We start from the raw sequence: 18,077 nt of genomic DNA on the forward strand, positions 1-18,077 counted from the left end.
AGTCGCACTATTTTAAGATTCGACTCGCACAATAGCGTACACTTGTACGCCGAACAAGTCCGATCAGCCAATTAATATGGAAATTTGCGCCTCCAGGCGCACATCGCTAAGATCGTGACACTGCCTGTCAGACGAGTAACTTACGTGAAACAATACGCTATACAACCTGCCAACCTTGAATTCAACGCTGAGGGTACACCTGTTTCCCGAGATTTCGATGACGTCTACTTTTCCAATGATAATGGGCTGGAAGAGACGCGTTATGTTTTTCTCGGCGGCAATCAGCTTGAGGAGCGTTTTCCGCTGCACCCTCGCCCATTATTCGTGGTGGCGGAGAGCGGTTTCGGCACTGGCCTTAACTTCCTGACGCTCTGGCAGGCATTCTCGCAGTTTCGCGACGCTCACCCTGAGGCTACGCTACAAAGATTACATTTTATCAGTTTTGAAAAATTTCCCCTGACGCAGGCCGACCTCGCTTTAGCCCATCAACACTGGCCAGAGCTTGCCCCCTGGGCACAGCAGCTACACGCGCAGTGGCCGCTGCCGCTGGCCGGGTGCCATCGTCTGATTCTTGATGACGGTCGCGTGACGCTGGATCTCTGGTTCGGCGATATTAATGAGCTGACGGGGAAACTGGATGAATCCCTGAACCAGAAAGTGGACGCCTGGTTTCTGGATGGTTTTGCCCCCGCGAAAAACCCTGACATGTGGACGCAGAATCTGTTTTCCACCATGGCGCGACTGGCTCGCCCCGGCGGAACGCTGGCGACGTTTACCTCTGCGGGATTCGTGCGCCGGGGGTTGCAGGAGGCAGGGTTCACGATGCAAAAACGCAAAGGTTTTGGCCGCAAGCGTGAAATGCTTTGCGGCGTCATGGCGCACGCGCTGACGTTCCCCTCTCCGACGCCGTGGTTCACCCGCAGCGGCAGCGCCAAACGAGATGTCGCAATCATCGGCGGCGGCATCGCCAGCGCGCTGCTGTCGCTGGCGCTTCTGCGCCGCGGCTGGCAGGTAACGCTCTATTGCTCAGATGAGCAGCCCGCGCAAGGCGCATCCGGCAATCGCCAGGGGGCGCTTTATCCCCTGCTCAGCAAACACGATGCGGCGATTAACCTCTTTTTCCCGAGCGCGTTTACGTTCGCGCGGCGTCTGTATGACGCGTTGCCGGTGACTTTCGACCATGACTGGTGCGGCGTCACGCAACTGGGCTGGGACGAAAAGAGCCAGCACAAAATCGATCAGATGCTGTCGCTGGCGTTGCCCGATGCGCTCGCAGTGGCTGTAGATCCAGACCAGGCGCAGCAGGAAACAGGCGTGGCGACACACTGTCGCGGAATAACGTATCCGGCTGGCGGCTGGCTGTGCCCCGCACAATTAACCGCTGCGGTGCTGGCGCTGGCGGCCACACAAGGGCTGCGGAGGCATTATACACACACGCTCACCGCCCTTTCGCGCCAGGCCACAGGCTGGCAGTTGCAGTTTGCAGAGGGTAAGGCAGTTGAACATGAGGTGGTCGTGCTGGCAAACGGGCATCAGATTAACCACGTTGACCAGACGCTTCCGTTACCGGTCTATTCGGTGGCTGGTCAGGTGAGCCATATCCCGACGACGCCTGCGCTTTCCGCATTACGCCAGGTGCTGTGCTACGACGGATACCTAACGCCGCAAAACCCTGCCACTCATCAGCACTGCATTGGCGCCAGTTACCATCGCGGCAGTGAGGAAACTGCCTATCGTGAAGACGATCAGCAGCAGAATCGCCAGCGCTTGATCGACTGCTTCCCGGATGCCGCATGGGCAAAAGAGGTTGATGTCAGCGAAAAAGCGGCGCGCTGTGGCGTACGCTGCGCCACGCGCGATCATCTGCCGATGGTCGGAAATGTGCCGGACTATGATGCAACGCTCGCACAATACGCCGCTCTTGCCAGACAGAAAGACGCCGCCGAACGCGCGCCGGTTTATCCTGATTTGTTTATGCTGGGAGCGCTCGGATCGCGCGGGTTGTGTTCAGCCCCGCTCTGTGCGGAAATTCTCGCGGCGCAAATGAGTGAAGAGCCCATTCCGATGGATGCTGACACGCTGGCGGCGTTAAACCCGAATCGTCTGTGGGTACGGAAGTTATTGAAGGGAAAAGCGGTGAAATAAGTCCATCCGTTGGATGAACGTTAACGCCACCCGGCAAGGTGAAAATGCCGGATGGCGACGCATCCGGCCTACGCGTTAATGGCCTTCTGGAACAGGTTATCCCACATCTCTTTTACTAACGCCTGGTCACGCGGCGACAACTCGCCTGCGCCAATCGCTTTTTCCAGGCTGCTGGTGACGTTGGCATACACCGCTTCTGCGGAATGGTCATCACCGCCTTCCAGTTCTGCAACTGCTAACGTCAGGTGGCCACGCAGATATCCGCTGGCAAACAGCTCGTCATCGCTTGCGTGCTCTACCATATCGTCGATTAATGCCAGAATGCGTGATTCAAACTCCGCGATCATCTTCTTTCCTCATTGTAAACGTGGCGTCGGCCTCAGTTGAGCGCTTCCGGCCACGGGAACTGTTCCGCCGTAATGTCAGGCGTGTGATAATAATTCTGTAACGCTTTAATAAACCGGGCCGGGCGTTCAGGAATGCCTTTTTCCAGGTACTCCATCACCTGGGCATGAACCCGGCGCTGAAATACCACGCGATCCGGTTCGAAGTCCCCTTCCAGGTTGTCGCAACTGACGTTAAACGGATAACCCGCCGCCACGCAAAACAACCAGTCAAAGGCCTGCGGTTTCACTTCCACGTCTTCAAACTGGCTTTGGGTTTGCGCATCACGCCCATCCGGGCAATACCAGTAACCAAAATCCACCAGCTCGCGACGCGCCTTTCCGGCAATACACCAGTGCGAAATCTCATGCAGCGCGCTGGCGTAAAAGCCGTGCGCAAAAACAATCCGGTGGTACGGCACGTCCACATCAGCAGGAAGATAGACTGGTTCGTCATCGCCTTTAATCAGACGGGTATTAAAATCGTCGGCAAAGCAGCCGTTAAAAATATCAATTAGCTGTTGGTAATGATGCGTACTGTTCATTAGTTCATCCCCAGCAAGTGGAGAATCTCCTGTCCGTGGTTATCATAAAGTAGTTTGGCGCTCATCACCGCAGAGACGATGACAATCATCGGGCGAATGAGCTTCTGTCCTTTGCTTAACACCAGTCGCGAGCCCATACGAGCGCCCAGAAACTGGCCAATCAGCATCACGAAACCTGTCGCCCAAATGACTTTACCGCCAATGGCAAACAGCAACAGGCCGCCAATATTCGAGGTGGCATTCAACACTTTGGCATGGGCGGTGGATTTCGCCAGGTTGTACCCGCACAGCGTCACAAACGCCAGCGCGTAAAACGATCCGGCAGCCGGGCCGAAGAAGCCATCGTAGAATCCGACGCAGCCCCCGGCGACCAGCGCGAAAGGCAGGCCATAAAGTCGACGCTGACGATCCTCTTCGCCGAGTTTCGGCATCAACAGGAAGTAAAGGCCAATACAAATAACCAGCACCGGTAAAATCTGCCGCAAAATGCTCGCCTGGACATATTGCACCAGTAACGCGCCGCTCATTGAGCCAATGAACGTCATCAGAATATTGAGTTTCTGATCGGCAAGATTAACCACTTTGCGACGAATGAAATAGATTGACGCGGAGAGGGAGCCGCCGCAGGCCTGCAATTTATTGGTCGCCAGCGCCTGTGCTGGCGACATGCCTACCGCCATTAATGCAGGGATCGTTAATAAGCCGCCTCCCCCCGCCAGCGAATCAATAAATCCAGCCAGCATTGCCACGAAAAAAAGAACAATCAATAACAGCGGGGACACCATAAACAGATTTAAAAAATTGTCCATTAGAGTACATGCTCATCCAGTAGCGCCTGGCAGGAAGGCGGCAACGGTGGCGGTGTCTTCTTCTCAGGCTTTGTTGTTCCAGGTTCAGGAGGTTCAAACCAACTTTGTAGTTCTGCGCCGCATCCATCGCCAGGCGGAGGCAAAGGCTGATCTTCGCACTCCAGGCTGTCGGCAGGGCAACGTAATCGTACATGCATATGCGCACGATGCTGGAACCAGGGTCGCACTTTACGCAACCAGTCACGATCGGTTCCGGCATCCAGGCATAACTGCTGTTTAATGGCAGGATTAACAAAAATACGCGTGACGTCGTTATCTTCCGCCGCCAGTTTGATCAGGCTGGAAATTTCCGGCTTCCACAGCGAAGGCACCACATGTTTGCCGTCGCGGGAGACCAGGTCAATTGCCTGAGGTCGCAGTAGCTGCGCCTGCGTCCAGCGTGTTTTCGGCAGTTGCAGAAAAATATCGACATCGAGCCCGGTCTGGTGGCTGGCATGTCCGCCGTTGAACCGCCCGCCCGCAGGCATCCCCATATCGCCGATCAACACCGTTCCAAACCCAAGGTTGCTGACCTGAGTGCTCAGTCGTTGAATAAACATCACGAGATCGGGATGACCAAAATAGCGGCGCTGATCGGTACGCATCACCTGATAGTGTTCGGACTGCACGGGAAGCGTGTCTGCCCCAACAATGCAGCCATTCGAAAAGCCGCCGATGGATTGCGCACTTCCGGGAACAGGATGCGTAATTTTCTGCCAGGGCGTCGCCGCCAGGCTGGCGCTGCTGACCAGAAGAGCCAGCAACGCGAGTGCCGTTTTTTTCATTGATTACCAGCGTGGAATATCAGTCTTTACATCCGCATTTTGCGCGCGCTGACGCAGAAGGTGATCCATCAGCACGATCGCCAGCATGGCCTCAGCGATCGGCACGGCGCGGATCCCAACGCACGGATCGTGACGCCCTTTGGTGATCATCTCGACTTCTTCACCAAAGCGGTTAATCGTACGTCCCGGCACCGTAATACTGGAAGTGGGTTTCAGCGCCATATGTGCAACAATTTGTTGCCCGCTGCTGATACCGCCGAGAATACCGCCCGCATGGTTGCTCAGGAAGCCCTCTTTGGTAATTTCATCGCGATTCTGGCTGCCTCGCAACGCGACCACATCAAACCCATCGCCAATCTCCACGCCTTTTACCGCGTTGATGCTCATCAGCGCATGAGCGATGTCCGCATCCAGACGGTCAAAGACCGGTTCGCCAAGCCCTGCCGGAACGCCGTTTGCCACGACGGTCACTTTTGCCCCAATCGAATCGCCCTCTTTCTTCAGGGCGCGCATCAGTTCATCCAGCGCGTCGATTTTATCTGGATCAGGACAGAAAAACGGGTTTTGTTCAACCTGCTGCCAATCTTTGATTTCAAGCGGAATATCGCCCATCTGGGTCAGACACCCCTGAATGACGATGCCGTGTTTCTCCGCCAGATATTTTTTAGCAATCGCGCCAGCCGCGACGCGCATCGCCGTTTCACGGGCGGAAGAACGACCACCGCCACGGTAATCGCGCAGACCGTATTTCTGCTCGTAGGTATAGTCGGCATGGCCCGGGCGGAAAACGTCCTTAATGGCGCTGTAATCCTGTGAACGCTGATCGGTATTTTCAATCAACAGGCCAATGCTGGTGCCCGTCGTCACGCCTTCAAAGACGCCGGAGAGAATTTTCACCTGGTCCGGTTCACGACGCTGGGTCGTGTAACGCGAGGTTCCCGGACGGCGTCTGTCGAGATCGTGTTGCAGGTCGGCTTCCGTTAGCGGAATGCCCGGCGGAACGCCATCAACGATACAACCGAGCGCCAGCCCGTGTGATTCACCAAAAGTCGTTACGCGAAAGAGTTGTCCAAGTGTATTTCCTGCCATCACGGCTCCGTTATCGTTGTTGTGTTGTTGACCGTTGATTAATCTTTATAGATGCTGAAATGCTCGCGAGCCGCAATGAGCTGCGCTTTCGTCAGCATAAAGACGCCGTCGCCGCCGTTATCGAACTCCAGCCAGGTAAACGGTACATCGGGATATTGTTCTATCAGATGTACCATGCTGTTTCCGACTTCACAAATCAGAATACCGTCATCGGACAAGTAGTCCGGCGCGTTGCCCAGAATACGGCGGGTCAGTTTTAAACCGTCAGTGCCGGACGCCAGGCCCAGTTCGGGTTCATGACGATATTCATTCGGCAGATCGGACATATCTTCCGCATCAACGTACGGCGGGTTCGTCACAATCAGGTCATACTGCACTTTCGGCAGATCGCGGAACAGATCGGAGCGAATCGGCGTGACATGGTTGAGCAGACCGTGCTCTTCAATGTTGTGTTCGGTTACGGCTAACGCGTCGCTGGAGATATCAACGGCATCCACTTCCGCCTCCGGGAAAGCATAAGCACAGGCGATAGCGATACATCCGCTGCCAGTACACATATCCAGAATGTGGTGCGGCTGCTCGCTGATAAGCCCCGCGAAGCGGTTATTGATCAGCTCGCCAATCGGCGAACGCGGCACTAATACGCGTTCATCAACATAGAATTCATGGCCGCAGAACCAGGCTTTATTGGTCAGGTAGGCCACCGGAATACGCTCGTTGACACGGCGAATGACCCGTTCAACAATGCGGTGACGTTCGCTGGACGTCAGGCGCGCGGTACGCATGTCTTCTGGAATATCCAGCGGCAAATAAAGTGACGGCAGCACCAGCTGTACGGCCTCATCCCACGGGTTGTCCGTGCCGTGACCATACCAGATATTCGCCGCGCTAAACCGGCTTACCGCCCAGCGCAACATGTCCTGAATGGTATGCAGCTCACTCACTGCTTCATCAACGAAAATTTTATCCACGTATTCCTCCAGGGCATGCTCGCATTAAATTCGGCGGCTAGTTTGCCACGAAGACGGCGATAAATCAGCACTCACGCGGCGCCAGAGCGTGAAAATTGCGTTTTGGCTGAACGAATGTCCCCTGAGTCGGGTAAACTAACGCAAAATAAAAGATGAGACGTTCGAATGAAAAAGAAAACATCGCTCAGCGAGGAGGACCAGGCGTTGTTCCGGCAGTTAATGACCGGCACCCGCCAGATTAAGCAGGACACCATTGTCCACCGGCCGCAACGTAAAAAAATCACAGAAGTCCCGGTCAAACGTCTGATACAGGAGCAGGCTGATGCCAGCCACTATTTCTCCGATGAATTTCAACCGTTATTGAATACCGACGGCCCGGTGAAATATGTACGTGCCGACGTCAGCCATTTCGAGCTGAAGAAAATGCGTCGGGGCGACTATTCGCCGGAGTTGTTCCTGGATTTGCACGGTCTGACGCAACAACAGGCCAAACAAGAGCTGGGGGCGCTGATTGCCGCCTGTCGCCGCGAGCATGTCTTTTGCGCCTGTGTGATGCACGGCCACGGAAAGCATATTCTTAAGCAACAAACGCCGTTATGGCTGGCGCAACATCCGCACGTTATGGCCTTCCATCAGGCGCCAAAAGAGTACGGCGGGGACGCTGCGCTGTTGGTATTGATTGAAGTAGAAGAGTGGTTGCCGCCGGAGCTTCCCTGACAATGCCGATTGCCGGATGGCGGCGCAAGCGCCTTATCCGGCCTACGGGGTCAGTGCAGGATGTAGGCCTGATAAGCGAAGCGCCATCAGGCACGGTATCCAACCGACGATAATAACGTTAAATCGCTTTTGCCATTTTCAGATTACACGGGCTCATCTGCCAGTTGAAAATCCCTTTGCCGCTTTCATCAAGCGTTACGCTGGCAATCGCAGATGTGGTGAACATTGGCGGCGTCTCGCCAGGACAGAGTTCAGACACCAGATATCCCACCAAAGGCAGGTGAGAGATCACTAACACCGATGCGACGCCTTCATTCGCCAGCGTCTGTAACCAGGCGCTGACCATACCGACATCGCCGCAAGGAGTAAGCTCCGGCAAAACGTCCACATTGCCAGGCAGGTTCATACACTCCCCTACCACATCCAACGTTTGTTCGGCTCGTAGAAACGGGCTCACCAGAACACGTTCGATATCCACTTTTTGACCTTTCAGCCAGTTCGCCATAAGGCGGGATTCGTCACAACCACACGAGGTTAAGGGACGAACCGAATCACTGGCGGCATCGAGGGCCGCGTCGCCGTGACGCATGATAAAAACTTGCATATTGCACCGCTTTTGTTAACCAGAATCACCCACATTCTTAGCAAAAACCCTGACGGGTATGATAAAAATGCGGTGGCCGGCATTGTGCCTTATCCATTCACCGAATGAAACGCTGTTTTTTACCTCAATGGCGTAAGTATAGTCAATCTTTGTTTACAAATTGACCACCACACAGTCATTCGGTGCGGTCTCGTCCTGATATGACCTTATTCCTTCAGGTCTGTTTCCCCACTGTTCCAGAAACGTTCACCGCGTTCAGCCATCCGCAATAAGCGCTCGCACGGGGTAAACCGGTCGCCATACTGCGTAGCCAGTCGTTGCAGAACCGCAACCACTTCACCCGCGCCGAGAGTGTCCATATAACGGAACGGGCCGCCAAGAAACGGCGGAAAACCAATACCAAATACCGCGCCGATGTCGCCATCACGCGCGCTGCGGATCACCTTCTCATCAAAGCAGCGCGCCGCTTCATTGAGCATTAACATCACGCACCGCTCAGCCATTTGCTGCGCAGAAAGTCGGCTCTGCCCTTGCGTACCAATAAGCCTATAAATTGCAGGGTCGACCTGTTTTTTGCTTTTACGCCCTTTCACGCCATAAAGATAGAAACCGCGACCATTTTTTCTGCCTTTGCGATCGTCATTCAAAATTGAGGCAACAACGTTTGCAGGCGCGCTAAAACGTTCGCCGTAAGCGGCCTCCAGTACAGGTATAATTTTAGTGCCTGTATCGATGCCAACCTCATCCAAAAGTTGGATTGGCCCGACCGGAAAACCAAACTTGACCAGCGCGGCATCGATCGCTTCGACGCGTTCGCCTTCGGTCAGCAGCCGTATTGCTTCGTTGATATACGGGGCAAGAATACGATTAACGTAGAACCCGGCTTTATCGCTGACCACAATCGGCGTTTTGCCCTGTTTTTTCGCCAGCTTAACGGTCGTGGCGATCGACTGCGCGGAGGTTGTCGCATGAGGAATGACCTCCACCAACGGCATTTTTTCTACCGGGCTAAAGAAGTGCAAACCAATCACCTGCTCAGGCCTGGCCGCGTTAGCCGCGATGTCGCCGATGGGTAAAGATGAGGTGTTGGAGGCAAAAATGGTGTGAGGAGCGCAGTTTTGCTCGACTTCCGCCACCATCTGCTGTTTTAACGCCAGATCTTCAAACACCGCTTCAATAACCAGATCCCGATGCGAGAAGCCGCGGTAATCCGTTGAGCCGGAGATTAGCGCCAGCTGTTTGTCGCGTTCGCCCGCTTTGATATGGCGGCGGCGAACTTTGGTTTCAAGCTGATCCCAGCTGTACTTCAGCGCGTGGTTGATGCCTTTAGCATTAATATCTTTGATGCGAACCGGCAAGCCGCCTTTACAGGCCGTCACGTAAGCAATACCGCCGCCCATCAGACCTCCGCCCAGCACGCCTACGCTGGCTAACGGGCCAGGCTGCGCGTCGCTCCCCGGATCTTTTTTCACTTCGGTGCTGGCAAAAAAGATATTCCGCAACGCCTGCGACTGCGGCGTCATCGCCAGTTCGCCAAACGCCCGCGCTTCCGCGTCGTATCCGCTGCTGCTTCCCTGCGCCAGCCCGGTTTCAATCACCTCAAGGATTCGCTCTGTCGCCGGGTAATTACCCTGCGTTTTCTGCCCGGTTTTTTTACTGACCATGCGAAACAGCAGCGTGCGCCCAAGCGGCCCCGCCAGAATACGTTCACGCACCGGTAAATTCCGCTGAGCGGAACGCCCTTTAATCGCCAGTTCCACAGCGGCCTCAAGCAAGATGGCATGCGGCACGACTTCGTCCACCAGGCCAACCCTGAGCGCTTGTTTTGGCCGTAACTGCTTACCGGTGAGGATCATGTCCAGCGCTGTACTCACCCCAACCAGGCGCGGTAATCGCTGCGTACCGCCAGACCCTGGCAGCAGCCCCAGTTGCACTTCCGGCAGGCCCAGCGCGGTTTTCGCATCATCAGTACAAATGCGCCGATGGCAAGCCAGCGCCATCTCTAACCCACCGCCGAGACACGCGCCGTGAATGGCGGCGACAACCGGAACAGACAGCGCCTGAATTTCAGCCATTATCTGCTGGCCCTGACGCGCCAGCGTTTCAGCTTCCTGCGCGCTTTTGCAGTTGCCGATCATGTTGATATCCGCCCCCGCGATAAAGTTATCCGGCTTCGCAGAAATAAAAACCACACCGCGCAGCGCCTTGTTTTCCCGAATCTGTTTCAGGATGGCGCGAACCTGCGTCGCGAACTCCGCCTTCAGGGTATTCATTTTCTCACCGGGGACATCAATAGAGACGACCGCGACGTTATCCAGACGCACGTTAAGCGTGAAAGCCGATGTCATGTCCATTATTCCGCCTCCAGAACCATTGCCGCCCCTAAACCCCCCGCAGCACACGCGGTCACCAGGCCAAAACCGCCTCCCCGACGGCGTAGCTCATGCAGGGTTTGCGTGATCATCCGCGCCCCCGTTGCGGCAAACGGATGTCCATAGGCAATCGACCCGCCGAGGACGTTAAACTTACTGTCATCCACTTCTCCGGTCGCATGCGCCCTGCCCAGCACGTCGCGGGCAAAACGCTCACTGCCAAGCAGTTGAATGTTAGCCAGCGTCTGAGCGGCAAAGGCTTCATGCATATCAATTAACGAGAGATCGGCCAGCGTTAATCCGGCCCGCTCCAGCGCCAGCGGCGTCGACCAGGCCGGGCCCAGCAGCATGTCCTGCCAGACGTCAATTGCGGTAAACGCATAGCTACGCAGATAGCCCAACGGCGCCAGGCCAAGTTCTTTAGCGCGAGACTCCGTCATCAGGATGACGGCTGCCGCGCCATCCGTCAGCGGCGTACTGTTCGCCGCCGTGACCGTCCCATGTTGTCGATCAAACGCGGGGCGCAGCTTCGCATAATCTGCCAGAGTAGAGTTGCCACGAATATTATTATCTTCAGAAAAAGGCTCTTTATACGGCGGCGCATATGTCGTCATTACCTCATCCGCCAGTTTACCTTCAGCCCAGGCCTGTGCGGCACGTTGATGGGAACGATGCGCCAGCGCATCCTGCTGCTCACGCGTAATGCCATAGGTTTTCGCCATTTGCTCGGCCGTATCGCCCATCCGCAGCCCGGTGGAATATTCAGCGACCGCGGGCGGAACAGGCATCAGGTCTCGCAGACGCAGGCGGGAAAAGAGTTTGAGTTTTTGCCCGGTCGTGCGGGCTTTATTGACGTCCACCAGTATACGCGCCAACTTTTTGCTGACGCCAATGGGTAACACGGAAGAGGAGTCCGCGCCGCCAGCAATCCCCGCGCGAATCGTCCCCGCCATCAGGCTTTCCGCAACATTCGCTACCGCCTGAAAACTGGTCGCGCACGCCCGGCTTACGCTGTAGGCATCGGTGTGAACATTCATCCCCGTACCCAGCACAATTTCCCGGGCGATGTTGGGAGCTTCAGGCATTTGCACCACCTGGCCAAAAACCAGTTGCTCAATAACCTCGGCAGGTATTTCACTGCGCGCCAGCAATTCCCCAACAACCATTTTTCCCAACTCAACAGCAGGAATGCCATGAAAAGCGGTGGCCTGACGAGCAAACGGCGTACGTAATCCGCTTACAATGGCGATACGATCGCCCTGGCGGGTAACCAGTGGTAAAGCCTGACTCATAACATTCCCCTGTAAAAAATAAAATAAGTGGTCTGACCTGATCACAGTCTTAACCAATTTTTTACATTTCGCCAAGCGGAGACGCCAGAAAGTGAGAGCTAAGACACAGAGGATAGTAACAGAGGGTTACGAAAATGCCCCTGCCAGAATTTGACAGGGGCATTCAAAGAAGGGGATTAACGCAGACCCAGCTGGAAGATCAGCGTTTCAGCTTCGCAGGCGAAGACAAAGTCGATGTCCAGACGCACGCCTTCAGCTTCTTCGGTAAAGGTGGATGTAATCTGGCAAGGTTCAGACTCCACGCCACGCGCTTTTTCTGTCAGAGCCGCCAGCGTCTCTTCGGCCTGCGCGCGGTTTTCAAACACACGGCTGTAAGACGCGGTGCAATCGGAGTTGTCCATAATGGTGCCAACATCCATACAGCAGCAAACCGGGGTTTCATCAGCACTGCATTTACTCATTGTAGATTTCCTCTGTATTTGCACTCAAAGTGCCAGATAAATATTGAGGATATTTTACGCTCGTGGAAAAAGGCTCTCCAGTCGTTAATGACGCAAAATGGGATAAGTGACCGAAATCACACTTAAAAATGATCTAAAACAAAAATCGCCCAATCGAGTGAGTGCGCCAGGCCTCAAATTTGCCAGCTGGATCGCGTTTCTACGATCACAATTGAAAAATATTATAAACATACTTGCAACATTCCAGCTGGTCAGACCTATACTCACGCCACTGGTCTGATTTCTCTGTCGTACCTCAGACCCTACACTTCGCGCTCCTGTTACGGCATGTAACATAGTTTGTATAAAAATAAATCGATGAGGTTATGGTCATGAGCCAGAAAACCCTGTTTACAAAGTCTGCTCTCGCAGTCGCAGTGGCAATCGTCTCCACACAGGCCTGGTCTGCAGGCTTTCAGTTAAACGAATTTTCTTCCTCTGGCCTTGGCCGGGCTTATTCGGGTGAAGGCGCTATCGCAGATGATGCCGGTAACGTTAGCCGCAACCCGGCGTTAATTATGATGTTCGATCGCCCCACCTTCTCTGCGGGTGCGGTGTATATCGATCCAGATGTCAATGTGACCGGCCGCTCTAACTTAACCGGGCAAAATGCCAACGCGAATAATATTGCGCCAACAGCGTGGGTTCCTAACCTGCACTTCGTTGCGCCGATCAACGATCAGTTCGGTTGGGGGGCATCCATTACCTCCAACTATGGCCTCGCCACCGAATTCAATAAAGATTATTCAGCCGGTATCTATGGCGGTAAAACAGACCTGCAAACGGTGAACCTGAACCTCAGCGGCGCCTATCGCCTGAATAATAGCTGGAGCTTCGGGGTCGGTTTTGATGCGGTTTACGCGAAGGCTAAAATTGAGCGCTACGCGGGTTCCCTCGGTCCGGTGCTTTCACAACAGCTGGTTGGACAAGGCGTACCCTCTCAGTGGACGGATGGCATTAACTCCCCTGACTCCCAGATCGCCCACCTGAAGGGTGATGAGTGGGGATTCGGCTGGAATGCAGGCATCCTGTATGAACTCGACAAGGATAACCGTTGGGGCCTGACCTACCGCTCTGAAGTGAAAATCGACTTCGAAGGCGATTACAAAAGCTCCATTAACCCAAATCTGAACAATATTTTCGCCAGTATGGGGCTTTCAAGCCTGCCATACGGCACTGGCGGCGCAACACAGAATGGTTCCTTAACCCTGAACCTGCCTGAAATGTGGGAAATCTCCGGTTATAACCGCGTCGCGCCGCAATGGGCTATCCACTATAGCCTGACTTATACCAGCTGGAGCCAGTTCCAGGAGTTAAAAGCCAAAGGCGACGACGGCCAGACGCTCTTCTATAAAGATGAAAGCTTTAAGGATGCGTACCGTATCGCGTTGGGTACGACCTACTACTACGATAAGAACTGGACTTTCCGTACCGGTATCGCGTATGACGATAGCCCGGTTCCGGCAAACAAACGTTCCATTTCTATTCCCGATCAGGACCGTCTGTGGCTGAGCGCGGGTGCAACTTACGCCTTCAATGAAGATGCTTCTATTGACGTTGGCGCATCCTATATGCACGGTCAGAACGTGAAATTCACCGAAGGGGAAGGCCCGGCAGCTTACTCCTTCAAGTCTGACGGTAAAGCCTGGCTGTTCGGTACGAACTTTAACTACGCGTTCTGATTTTCATCAGACGTAAAAAAAGGTGAGTCTTTTGACTCACCTTTTTTATTAGCCTCGTGTGGTTATTCAGAATCAATCTCTTTGAGATCGTCCTGAATCGCCTGGGCATTCGGGTTTTCCTGCGGTTTAAGCTTCCCGCCGTTAGCGATGAAGTCATGACGCTGGAAGTATGCTTCACGCACCAGAATATACGGGTCGGAAGACTGACGCAGCAGACCATCGGAATCCAGCAGTTGCGCGCGGGTTTCAATTCCTTCAATGGTCCATTTACCAATAGACATCGGCCAGGTGAGCCAGGAGAGTACCGGATAAAGGGTATCGGCCATATCACCGCCATCTTCACGCAGCGTGAAGCTGCCATAGAACGGAAGTTGCACGTAGGGGCCATACCCCACACCGTAATGGCCTAACGTACTGCCGAAACGGTGCGGTTCAACACGCTGTAGTTTTGGATTCGCCATCCCCGCAACATCAATAAAGCCCCCCATTCCCAAAATACTATTCAGGAAGAAGCGGGTGAAGTGCACCATGCCCTGATAGGGATCGCCCTGCAGGAAATAGTTCACCATAATCGCAGGCTCTTCGAGGTTGCTGGTAAAATTACTCAAACCATTTCTGGCAGGCTGCGGAACATAATCACGCCAGGCGACAGCGACCGGTCGAACGACATACGGGTCCAACACGTTAAAGTTGAAGTTGTACATGGTGCGGTTAAATCCTTCGAGCGGATCTGAACGCCCCTGCTGTTCTGTACCGGAGCTTGCACATCCCACCAGCAGTGTGCTCCCCAGCGCAAGCGCCGACAGGCGAAGCTTCATAAATGTCTCCCTGTTGATTATGGCTATCGCTGATTGCCATCCATGACGGAACGAGACCGTATCCGCCTGTTTAGGTGTGAGCGATTGTAACAGCACGTCAAATGATGTCTATATACTGATTCTTGTTGATTTGATCATAGCCTGTAACTCTGGCTCATGGCGGGTTTCATTCTAACCGGGCGGGTAAAAACGCGCGTCGCCTTTTTTGCGATTTCAGAGTTTGCCCTGCCTTCAGTCGGATAAAAGCCACTACGCTTTAGACAAATGTGTTCATCACGAGGTCTCACAATGGATAAATTCAGCGAAGAGAAAATTGATCAACACAGTGACGAACTCGAAGTCGAAAGCGAAGAAAAACAACGCGGGAAAAAGATAGAGGTCGACGAGGATCGCCTCCCCTCACGCGCGATGGCGATTCACGAACATATCCGCCAGGACGGCGAAAAAGAGCTGGAGCGTGACGCTATGGCGCTGCTGTGGTCAGCCATTGCCGCAGGGCTCTCAATGGGCGCCTCGCTACTGGCGAAAGGTATTTTTCACGTACAGCTGGACGGCGTCCCCGGCAGTTTTTTACTTGAGAATCTGGGTTATACCTTTGGTTTTATCATCGTCATCATGGCGCGCCAGCAGTTGTTTACTGAAAATACCGTCACCGCCGTTCTGCCGGTGATGCAAAACCCGACGATGGGCAACGCGGGTCTGCTGATGCGGCTCTGGAGCGTGGTGTTACTGGGCAACGTAGTCGGTACTGGCATCGCCGCATGGGCTTTTGAATATATGCCTATATTTGACGAAGAAACGCGTGATGCGTTTGTCAAAATCGGCATGGATGTGATGAAAAACAGCCCTGGCGAGATGTTTGCCAATGCCATTATCTCCGGCTGGATCATTGCCACAATGGTATGGATGTTTCCCGCTGCCGGCGCCGCAAAAATCGTGGTGATCATTCTGATGACCTGGCTTATCGCCCTCGCTGACACGACCCATATCGTCGTGGGTTCGGTTGAAATCCTCTATCTGGTGTTTAACGGCACGCTGCACTGGAGCGACTTTTTCTGGCCCTTTGCTTTGCCCACGCTGGCGGGGAATATCTGCGGCGGTACATTCATCTTCGCGCTTATGAGCCATGCGCAGATCCGTAATGATATGAGCGCCAGACGCAAAGAAGAGGCCAGGCTGCGTGCCGGAAAGAAGGCGGAAAAGCAGAAAAAACAGTCCTGAATGGCGACTGTTTGAGCAGTCAGGCGGCGATATACTTACTGTGCAGGGTAAAAAACGCTATACTCGTGCCGCCTCGTCTCCTTAGTTAAATGGATATAACGAGCCCCTCCTAAGGGCTAGTTGCAGGTTCGATTCCTGCAGGGGACACCATACATACCTCTCCTGACGTCTGCCGGGTTCAGTAAAACCGCCACAATCAGCCATCGTCTTGTGATTTTGCATTTCTACATTGCCACGAGGCAGACAGGATGATGCGTGATTCAGTCCTGCCGCCCCACAACGTTCTATTATTCACCAGACGGTATAAGCTGAACGCTTATTCTTATTCCTCTTGTATGACAAAGGATTCCGCTACACTCGCAGAAAAATAGTGTGTTGCTTTTTTATTCAGAATGACGTCATCCAGTTGCTGCTGTATTTGTCTGTCATCGACAGTCGCTCTGTCGTGCTGACGCAGATGTTCAGCCAATGACGACACCATGAATGTTTCAATAAATTCATTGGATTTCTCAGGAACTACAAACAGTCCCCAGGCGTAACCGCCATCCCTTAACCGGATATTTTTTAACTTTTTCATCAAACTGATAAATTGGCCATTCTTTTCAGCATCGACATGATAATAAACAGACACCAGCATCGGGCCGGTATGGCCGGTAATATCATTAAGACCGTCCTCAGCAAGGCTAAAGTGATCTGAATGCTGCAAGTTAATATTGTCATGGTCAATTTTTACCTTTAATACGCATAACCAGACAACGACAATACCGATTGCGGCAGAAAGTAATGCTGTGGTTACTGACGTATGCGAGGCAATTTGTCCCCAGACCAGAGAACCGAATGCCATTGACCCGGAAAATACGGTCAGGTACAAGGCCAGCCCTCTTGCGCGAACCCAGTCCGGGAGCGCTGTCTGGGCTGATATCATGAGCGTTGACAAGGTAATAATCCAGCTGAAACCAGCCACAATACTGGCGAAAATGGCGGCATATTGAGATGCTGCTCCGGCGAATATCAGTAATACGGCAGCAGTACCGAATGTTCCTGAGGTAATAAGAGCGCCGGCACTGAGTCGCTTACGCAGCGCGGGCAAACTGAATGCGCCACAGACAGCGCCGATCCCGATACTGGTTGTTAACACGCCATATAATGTTGCATCTCCCTGAAGTGAGAGTCTCACCACCAGCGGGAGCATTGCCCAATACGCGCTGGCAAAAACAAAGAAGCTGGCAGCCTTTATTATTGTTCTCATTAATTCAGGGCTGTAACGGGCATAACGCAAACCTGAAACCATTGCGGCAACAACAGATTCAGCCGGAAGACTCCCGTTCGTTTTTTCTTCTCCTTTCCACCACCATACCGCAGCAATAATCGCAATAAAACTCAACGCATTCAGAAGAAAAGGAAGATAAAGACCGACCTGTGAAATCAAAATACCGGCCAGCGCGGGCCCGATCGCCCGGCTGATGTTAATACCCATACTGTTTAACGCAATCCCGGATTTTAATTCATGAGGTTCAACAATAGCAGGTACAATGGCCTGCCATGCCGGGCCTAAAAACGCGGCGCCGGACCCGAGAATAAACGTGATGAATAATAACCATCCGATACTGACAACATTAAAATAGACGATAATTGCGAGCAGAGACGCGGCACACAGCATCATAATATTAACAAGAATAAGTAATTTTCTCTTGTCGAAAATATCCGCAATAGCCCCCGCAGGTAACGCCAGCAAGAATACGGGCAGCGTGGTCATTGCCTGAATAGCGGCAATCATGACAGGGTCCGGGCTTAAATTGGTCATCAACCAACCGGCGCCAACATCATTCATCCAGGTCCCGATATTGGAAAAGAGTGTGGCTATCCATAACATGAAGAAAACACGGTTACGTAAAGGTGACCATGCTGATGAATGTTGTTCTGCCATATAAATATGCCCTCCAGCTTAAGATGACCGGTAATCATTTACTTGTCACAGATATCAACGATATCGTAATCAAAATACAAAACAGGAAAAGAAGATTTATGGGGAATATTTAGATACAGTCCCTTATCTCATGACATTACCTTTTATAAAAATAAATAACAAGAATTAAAATCCGCGT

The 18,077-nt window shown here is 53.3% G+C and carries 16 protein-coding genes and 1 tRNA gene; 5 read left to right on the plus strand and 12 right to left on the minus strand.

The window, feature by feature from the left end:
- Positions 1–144: 144 nt before the first annotated feature.
- Positions 145–2,145, plus strand: a complete 2,001-nt coding sequence (mnmC, locus tag OGX84_RS11670) for a bifunctional tRNA (5-methylaminomethyl-2-thiouridine)(34)-methyltransferase MnmC2/FAD-dependent 5-carboxymethylaminomethyl-2-thiouridine(34) oxidoreductase MnmC1 (RefSeq protein WP_286458019.1) — start codon at positions 145–147, stop codon at positions 2,143–2,145.
- A 68-nt stretch (positions 2,146–2,213) separates the two neighbouring features.
- Here mnmC and OGX84_RS11675 read toward each other — a convergent pair whose 3' ends face one another.
- The 6 genes from OGX84_RS11675 to prmB are packed head-to-tail and all read right to left on the minus strand — an operon-like array spanning position 2,214 to position 6,766.
- Positions 2,214–2,492, minus strand: coding sequence for a YfcL family protein (locus OGX84_RS11675; protein WP_012131443.1), 279 nt, complete (start codon positions 2,490–2,492; stop codon positions 2,214–2,216).
- A 32-nt stretch (positions 2,493–2,524) separates the two neighbouring features.
- Positions 2,525–3,073 carry an elongation factor P hydroxylase gene (locus OGX84_RS11680; RefSeq protein ID WP_199971647.1) on the minus strand — a complete coding sequence of 183 codons (549 nt, stop codon included), beginning with the start codon at positions 3,071–3,073 and terminating at the stop codon, positions 2,525–2,527.
- Positions 3,073–3,882 carry a sulfite exporter TauE/SafE family protein gene (locus OGX84_RS11685; protein ID WP_286458020.1) on the minus strand — a complete coding sequence of 270 codons (810 nt, stop codon included), beginning with the start codon at positions 3,880–3,882 and terminating at the stop codon, positions 3,073–3,075. The genes OGX84_RS11680 and OGX84_RS11685 overlap by 1 nt, the downstream gene beginning before the upstream one ends.
- The gene (gene mepA, locus OGX84_RS11690) at positions 3,882–4,706 is read right to left on the minus strand and encodes a penicillin-insensitive murein endopeptidase (protein WP_012131440.1); all 825 of its coding nucleotides are present in this window, start codon (positions 4,704–4,706) and stop codon (positions 3,882–3,884) included. Before mepA ends, OGX84_RS11685 begins: the two co-directional genes overlap by 1 nt.
- 3 nt (positions 4,707–4,709) lie before the next feature.
- Positions 4,710–5,795 (minus strand): chorismate synthase, encoded by a 1,086-nt coding sequence (gene aroC, locus OGX84_RS11695; protein WP_012131439.1) that lies wholly within the window; start codon positions 5,793–5,795, stop codon positions 4,710–4,712.
- Between the two features lie 38 nt (positions 5,796–5,833).
- Positions 5,834–6,766, minus strand: coding sequence for a 50S ribosomal protein L3 N(5)-glutamine methyltransferase (gene prmB, locus OGX84_RS11700; RefSeq protein WP_012131438.1), 933 nt, complete (start codon positions 6,764–6,766; stop codon positions 5,834–5,836).
- 165 nt (positions 6,767–6,931) lie between these two features.
- On the opposite strand from prmB, the gene smrB reads away from it, so the two are divergent.
- Entirely contained in the window at positions 6,932–7,483 is a 552-nt protein-coding gene (gene smrB, locus OGX84_RS11705) for an endonuclease SmrB (protein ID WP_012131437.1), read from the plus strand.
- Positions 7,484–7,601: 118 nt separating this feature from the next.
- Here smrB and sixA read toward each other — a convergent pair whose 3' ends face one another.
- From sixA to OGX84_RS11725, 4 genes are all read right to left on the minus strand, one after another.
- Positions 7,602–8,087 carry a phosphohistidine phosphatase SixA gene (sixA, locus tag OGX84_RS11710; protein ID WP_047462281.1) on the minus strand — a complete coding sequence of 162 codons (486 nt, stop codon included), beginning with the start codon at positions 8,085–8,087 and terminating at the stop codon, positions 7,602–7,604.
- Positions 8,088–8,293: 206 nt separating this feature from the next.
- Positions 8,294–10,441, minus strand: a complete 2,148-nt coding sequence (fadJ, locus tag OGX84_RS11715; protein ID WP_286458021.1) for a fatty acid oxidation complex subunit alpha FadJ — start codon at positions 10,439–10,441, stop codon at positions 8,294–8,296.
- Positions 10,441–11,751 (minus strand): acetyl-CoA C-acyltransferase FadI, encoded by a 1,311-nt coding sequence (fadI, locus tag OGX84_RS11720; RefSeq protein WP_012131431.1) that lies wholly within the window; start codon positions 11,749–11,751, stop codon positions 10,441–10,443. The genes fadJ and fadI overlap by 1 nt, the downstream gene beginning before the upstream one ends.
- A 176-nt stretch (positions 11,752–11,927) precedes the next feature.
- Positions 11,928–12,212 (minus strand): YfcZ/YiiS family protein, encoded by a 285-nt coding sequence (locus OGX84_RS11725; protein ID WP_024130148.1) that lies wholly within the window; start codon positions 12,210–12,212, stop codon positions 11,928–11,930.
- Between the two features lie 371 nt (positions 12,213–12,583).
- On the opposite strand from OGX84_RS11725, the gene fadL reads away from it, so the two are divergent.
- A complete protein-coding gene (fadL, locus tag OGX84_RS11730) occupies positions 12,584–13,933 on the plus strand; it encodes a long-chain fatty acid transporter FadL (RefSeq protein WP_024130146.1) in 1,350 nt (449 codons plus the stop codon).
- A 62-nt stretch (positions 13,934–13,995) separates the two neighbouring features.
- Here the strand turns inward: fadL and mlaA are convergent, their stop codons facing one another.
- Positions 13,996–14,751 carry a phospholipid-binding lipoprotein MlaA gene (gene mlaA, locus OGX84_RS11735; protein WP_024130145.1) on the minus strand — a complete coding sequence of 252 codons (756 nt, stop codon included), beginning with the start codon at positions 14,749–14,751 and terminating at the stop codon, positions 13,996–13,998.
- A 288-nt stretch (positions 14,752–15,039) separates the two neighbouring features.
- On the opposite strand from mlaA, the gene OGX84_RS11740 reads away from it, so the two are divergent.
- Together OGX84_RS11740 and OGX84_RS11745 are read left to right on the plus strand one after the other, a co-directional pair.
- Positions 15,040–15,972 carry a formate/nitrite transporter family protein gene (locus OGX84_RS11740; RefSeq protein WP_012131426.1) on the plus strand — a complete coding sequence of 311 codons (933 nt, stop codon included), beginning with the start codon at positions 15,040–15,042 and terminating at the stop codon, positions 15,970–15,972.
- A gap of 75 nt (positions 15,973–16,047) precedes the next feature.
- Positions 16,048–16,122 (plus strand) — tRNA-Arg (locus tag OGX84_RS11745).
- A 172-nt stretch (positions 16,123–16,294) separates the two neighbouring features.
- Here OGX84_RS11745 and OGX84_RS11750 read toward each other — a convergent pair.
- On the minus strand, positions 16,295–17,899 hold the full coding sequence (locus tag OGX84_RS11750) for an MFS transporter (RefSeq protein WP_052194464.1): 1,605 nt from the start codon (positions 17,897–17,899) through the stop codon (positions 16,295–16,297).
- Positions 17,900–18,077 lie beyond the last annotated feature (178 nt).

This window comes from Citrobacter sp. CK202, from assembly GCF_030333225.1.
Classification (GTDB): domain Bacteria; phylum Pseudomonadota; class Gammaproteobacteria; order Enterobacterales; family Enterobacteriaceae; genus Citrobacter_B; species Citrobacter_B koseri.

Excerpts from the sequence above, each read along its gene's own strand:
- OGX84_RS11675 (WP_012131443.1), bottom strand. The coding sequence starts at position 2,492 with ATGATCGCGGAGTTTGAATCACGCATTCTGGCATTAATCGACGATATG.
- OGX84_RS11680 (WP_199971647.1), bottom strand. The coding sequence starts at position 3,073 with ATGAACAGTACGCATCATTACCAACAGCTAATTGATATTTTTAACGGC.
- OGX84_RS11685 (WP_286458020.1), bottom strand. The coding sequence starts at position 3,882 with ATGGACAATTTTTTAAATCTGTTTATGGTGTCCCCGCTGTTATTGATT.
- mepA (WP_012131440.1), bottom strand. The coding sequence starts at position 4,706 with ATGAAAAAAACGGCACTCGCGTTGCTGGCTCTTCTGGTCAGCAGCGCC.
- aroC (WP_012131439.1), bottom strand. The coding sequence starts at position 5,795 with ATGGCAGGAAATACACTTGGACAACTCTTTCGCGTAACGACTTTTGGT.
- smrB (WP_012131437.1), top strand. The coding sequence starts at position 6,932 with ATGAAAAAGAAAACATCGCTCAGCGAGGAGGACCAGGCGTTGTTCCGG.
- sixA (WP_047462281.1), bottom strand. The coding sequence starts at position 8,087 with ATGCAAGTTTTTATCATGCGTCACGGCGACGCGGCCCTCGATGCCGCC.
- fadJ (WP_286458021.1), bottom strand. The coding sequence starts at position 10,441 with ATGGACATGACATCGGCTTTCACGCTTAACGTGCGTCTGGATAACGTC.
- fadI (WP_012131431.1), bottom strand. The coding sequence starts at position 11,751 with ATGAGTCAGGCTTTACCACTGGTTACCCGCCAGGGCGATCGTATCGCC.
- OGX84_RS11725 (WP_024130148.1), bottom strand. The coding sequence starts at position 12,212 with ATGAGTAAATGCAGTGCTGATGAAACCCCGGTTTGCTGCTGTATGGAT.
- fadL (WP_024130146.1), top strand. The coding sequence starts at position 12,584 with ATGAGCCAGAAAACCCTGTTTACAAAGTCTGCTCTCGCAGTCGCAGTG.
- mlaA (WP_024130145.1), bottom strand. The coding sequence starts at position 14,751 with ATGAAGCTTCGCCTGTCGGCGCTTGCGCTGGGGAGCACACTGCTGGTG.
- OGX84_RS11740 (WP_012131426.1), top strand. The coding sequence starts at position 15,040 with ATGGATAAATTCAGCGAAGAGAAAATTGATCAACACAGTGACGAACTC.
- OGX84_RS11750 (WP_052194464.1), bottom strand. The coding sequence starts at position 17,899 with ATGGCAGAACAACATTCATCAGCATGGTCACCTTTACGTAACCGTGTT.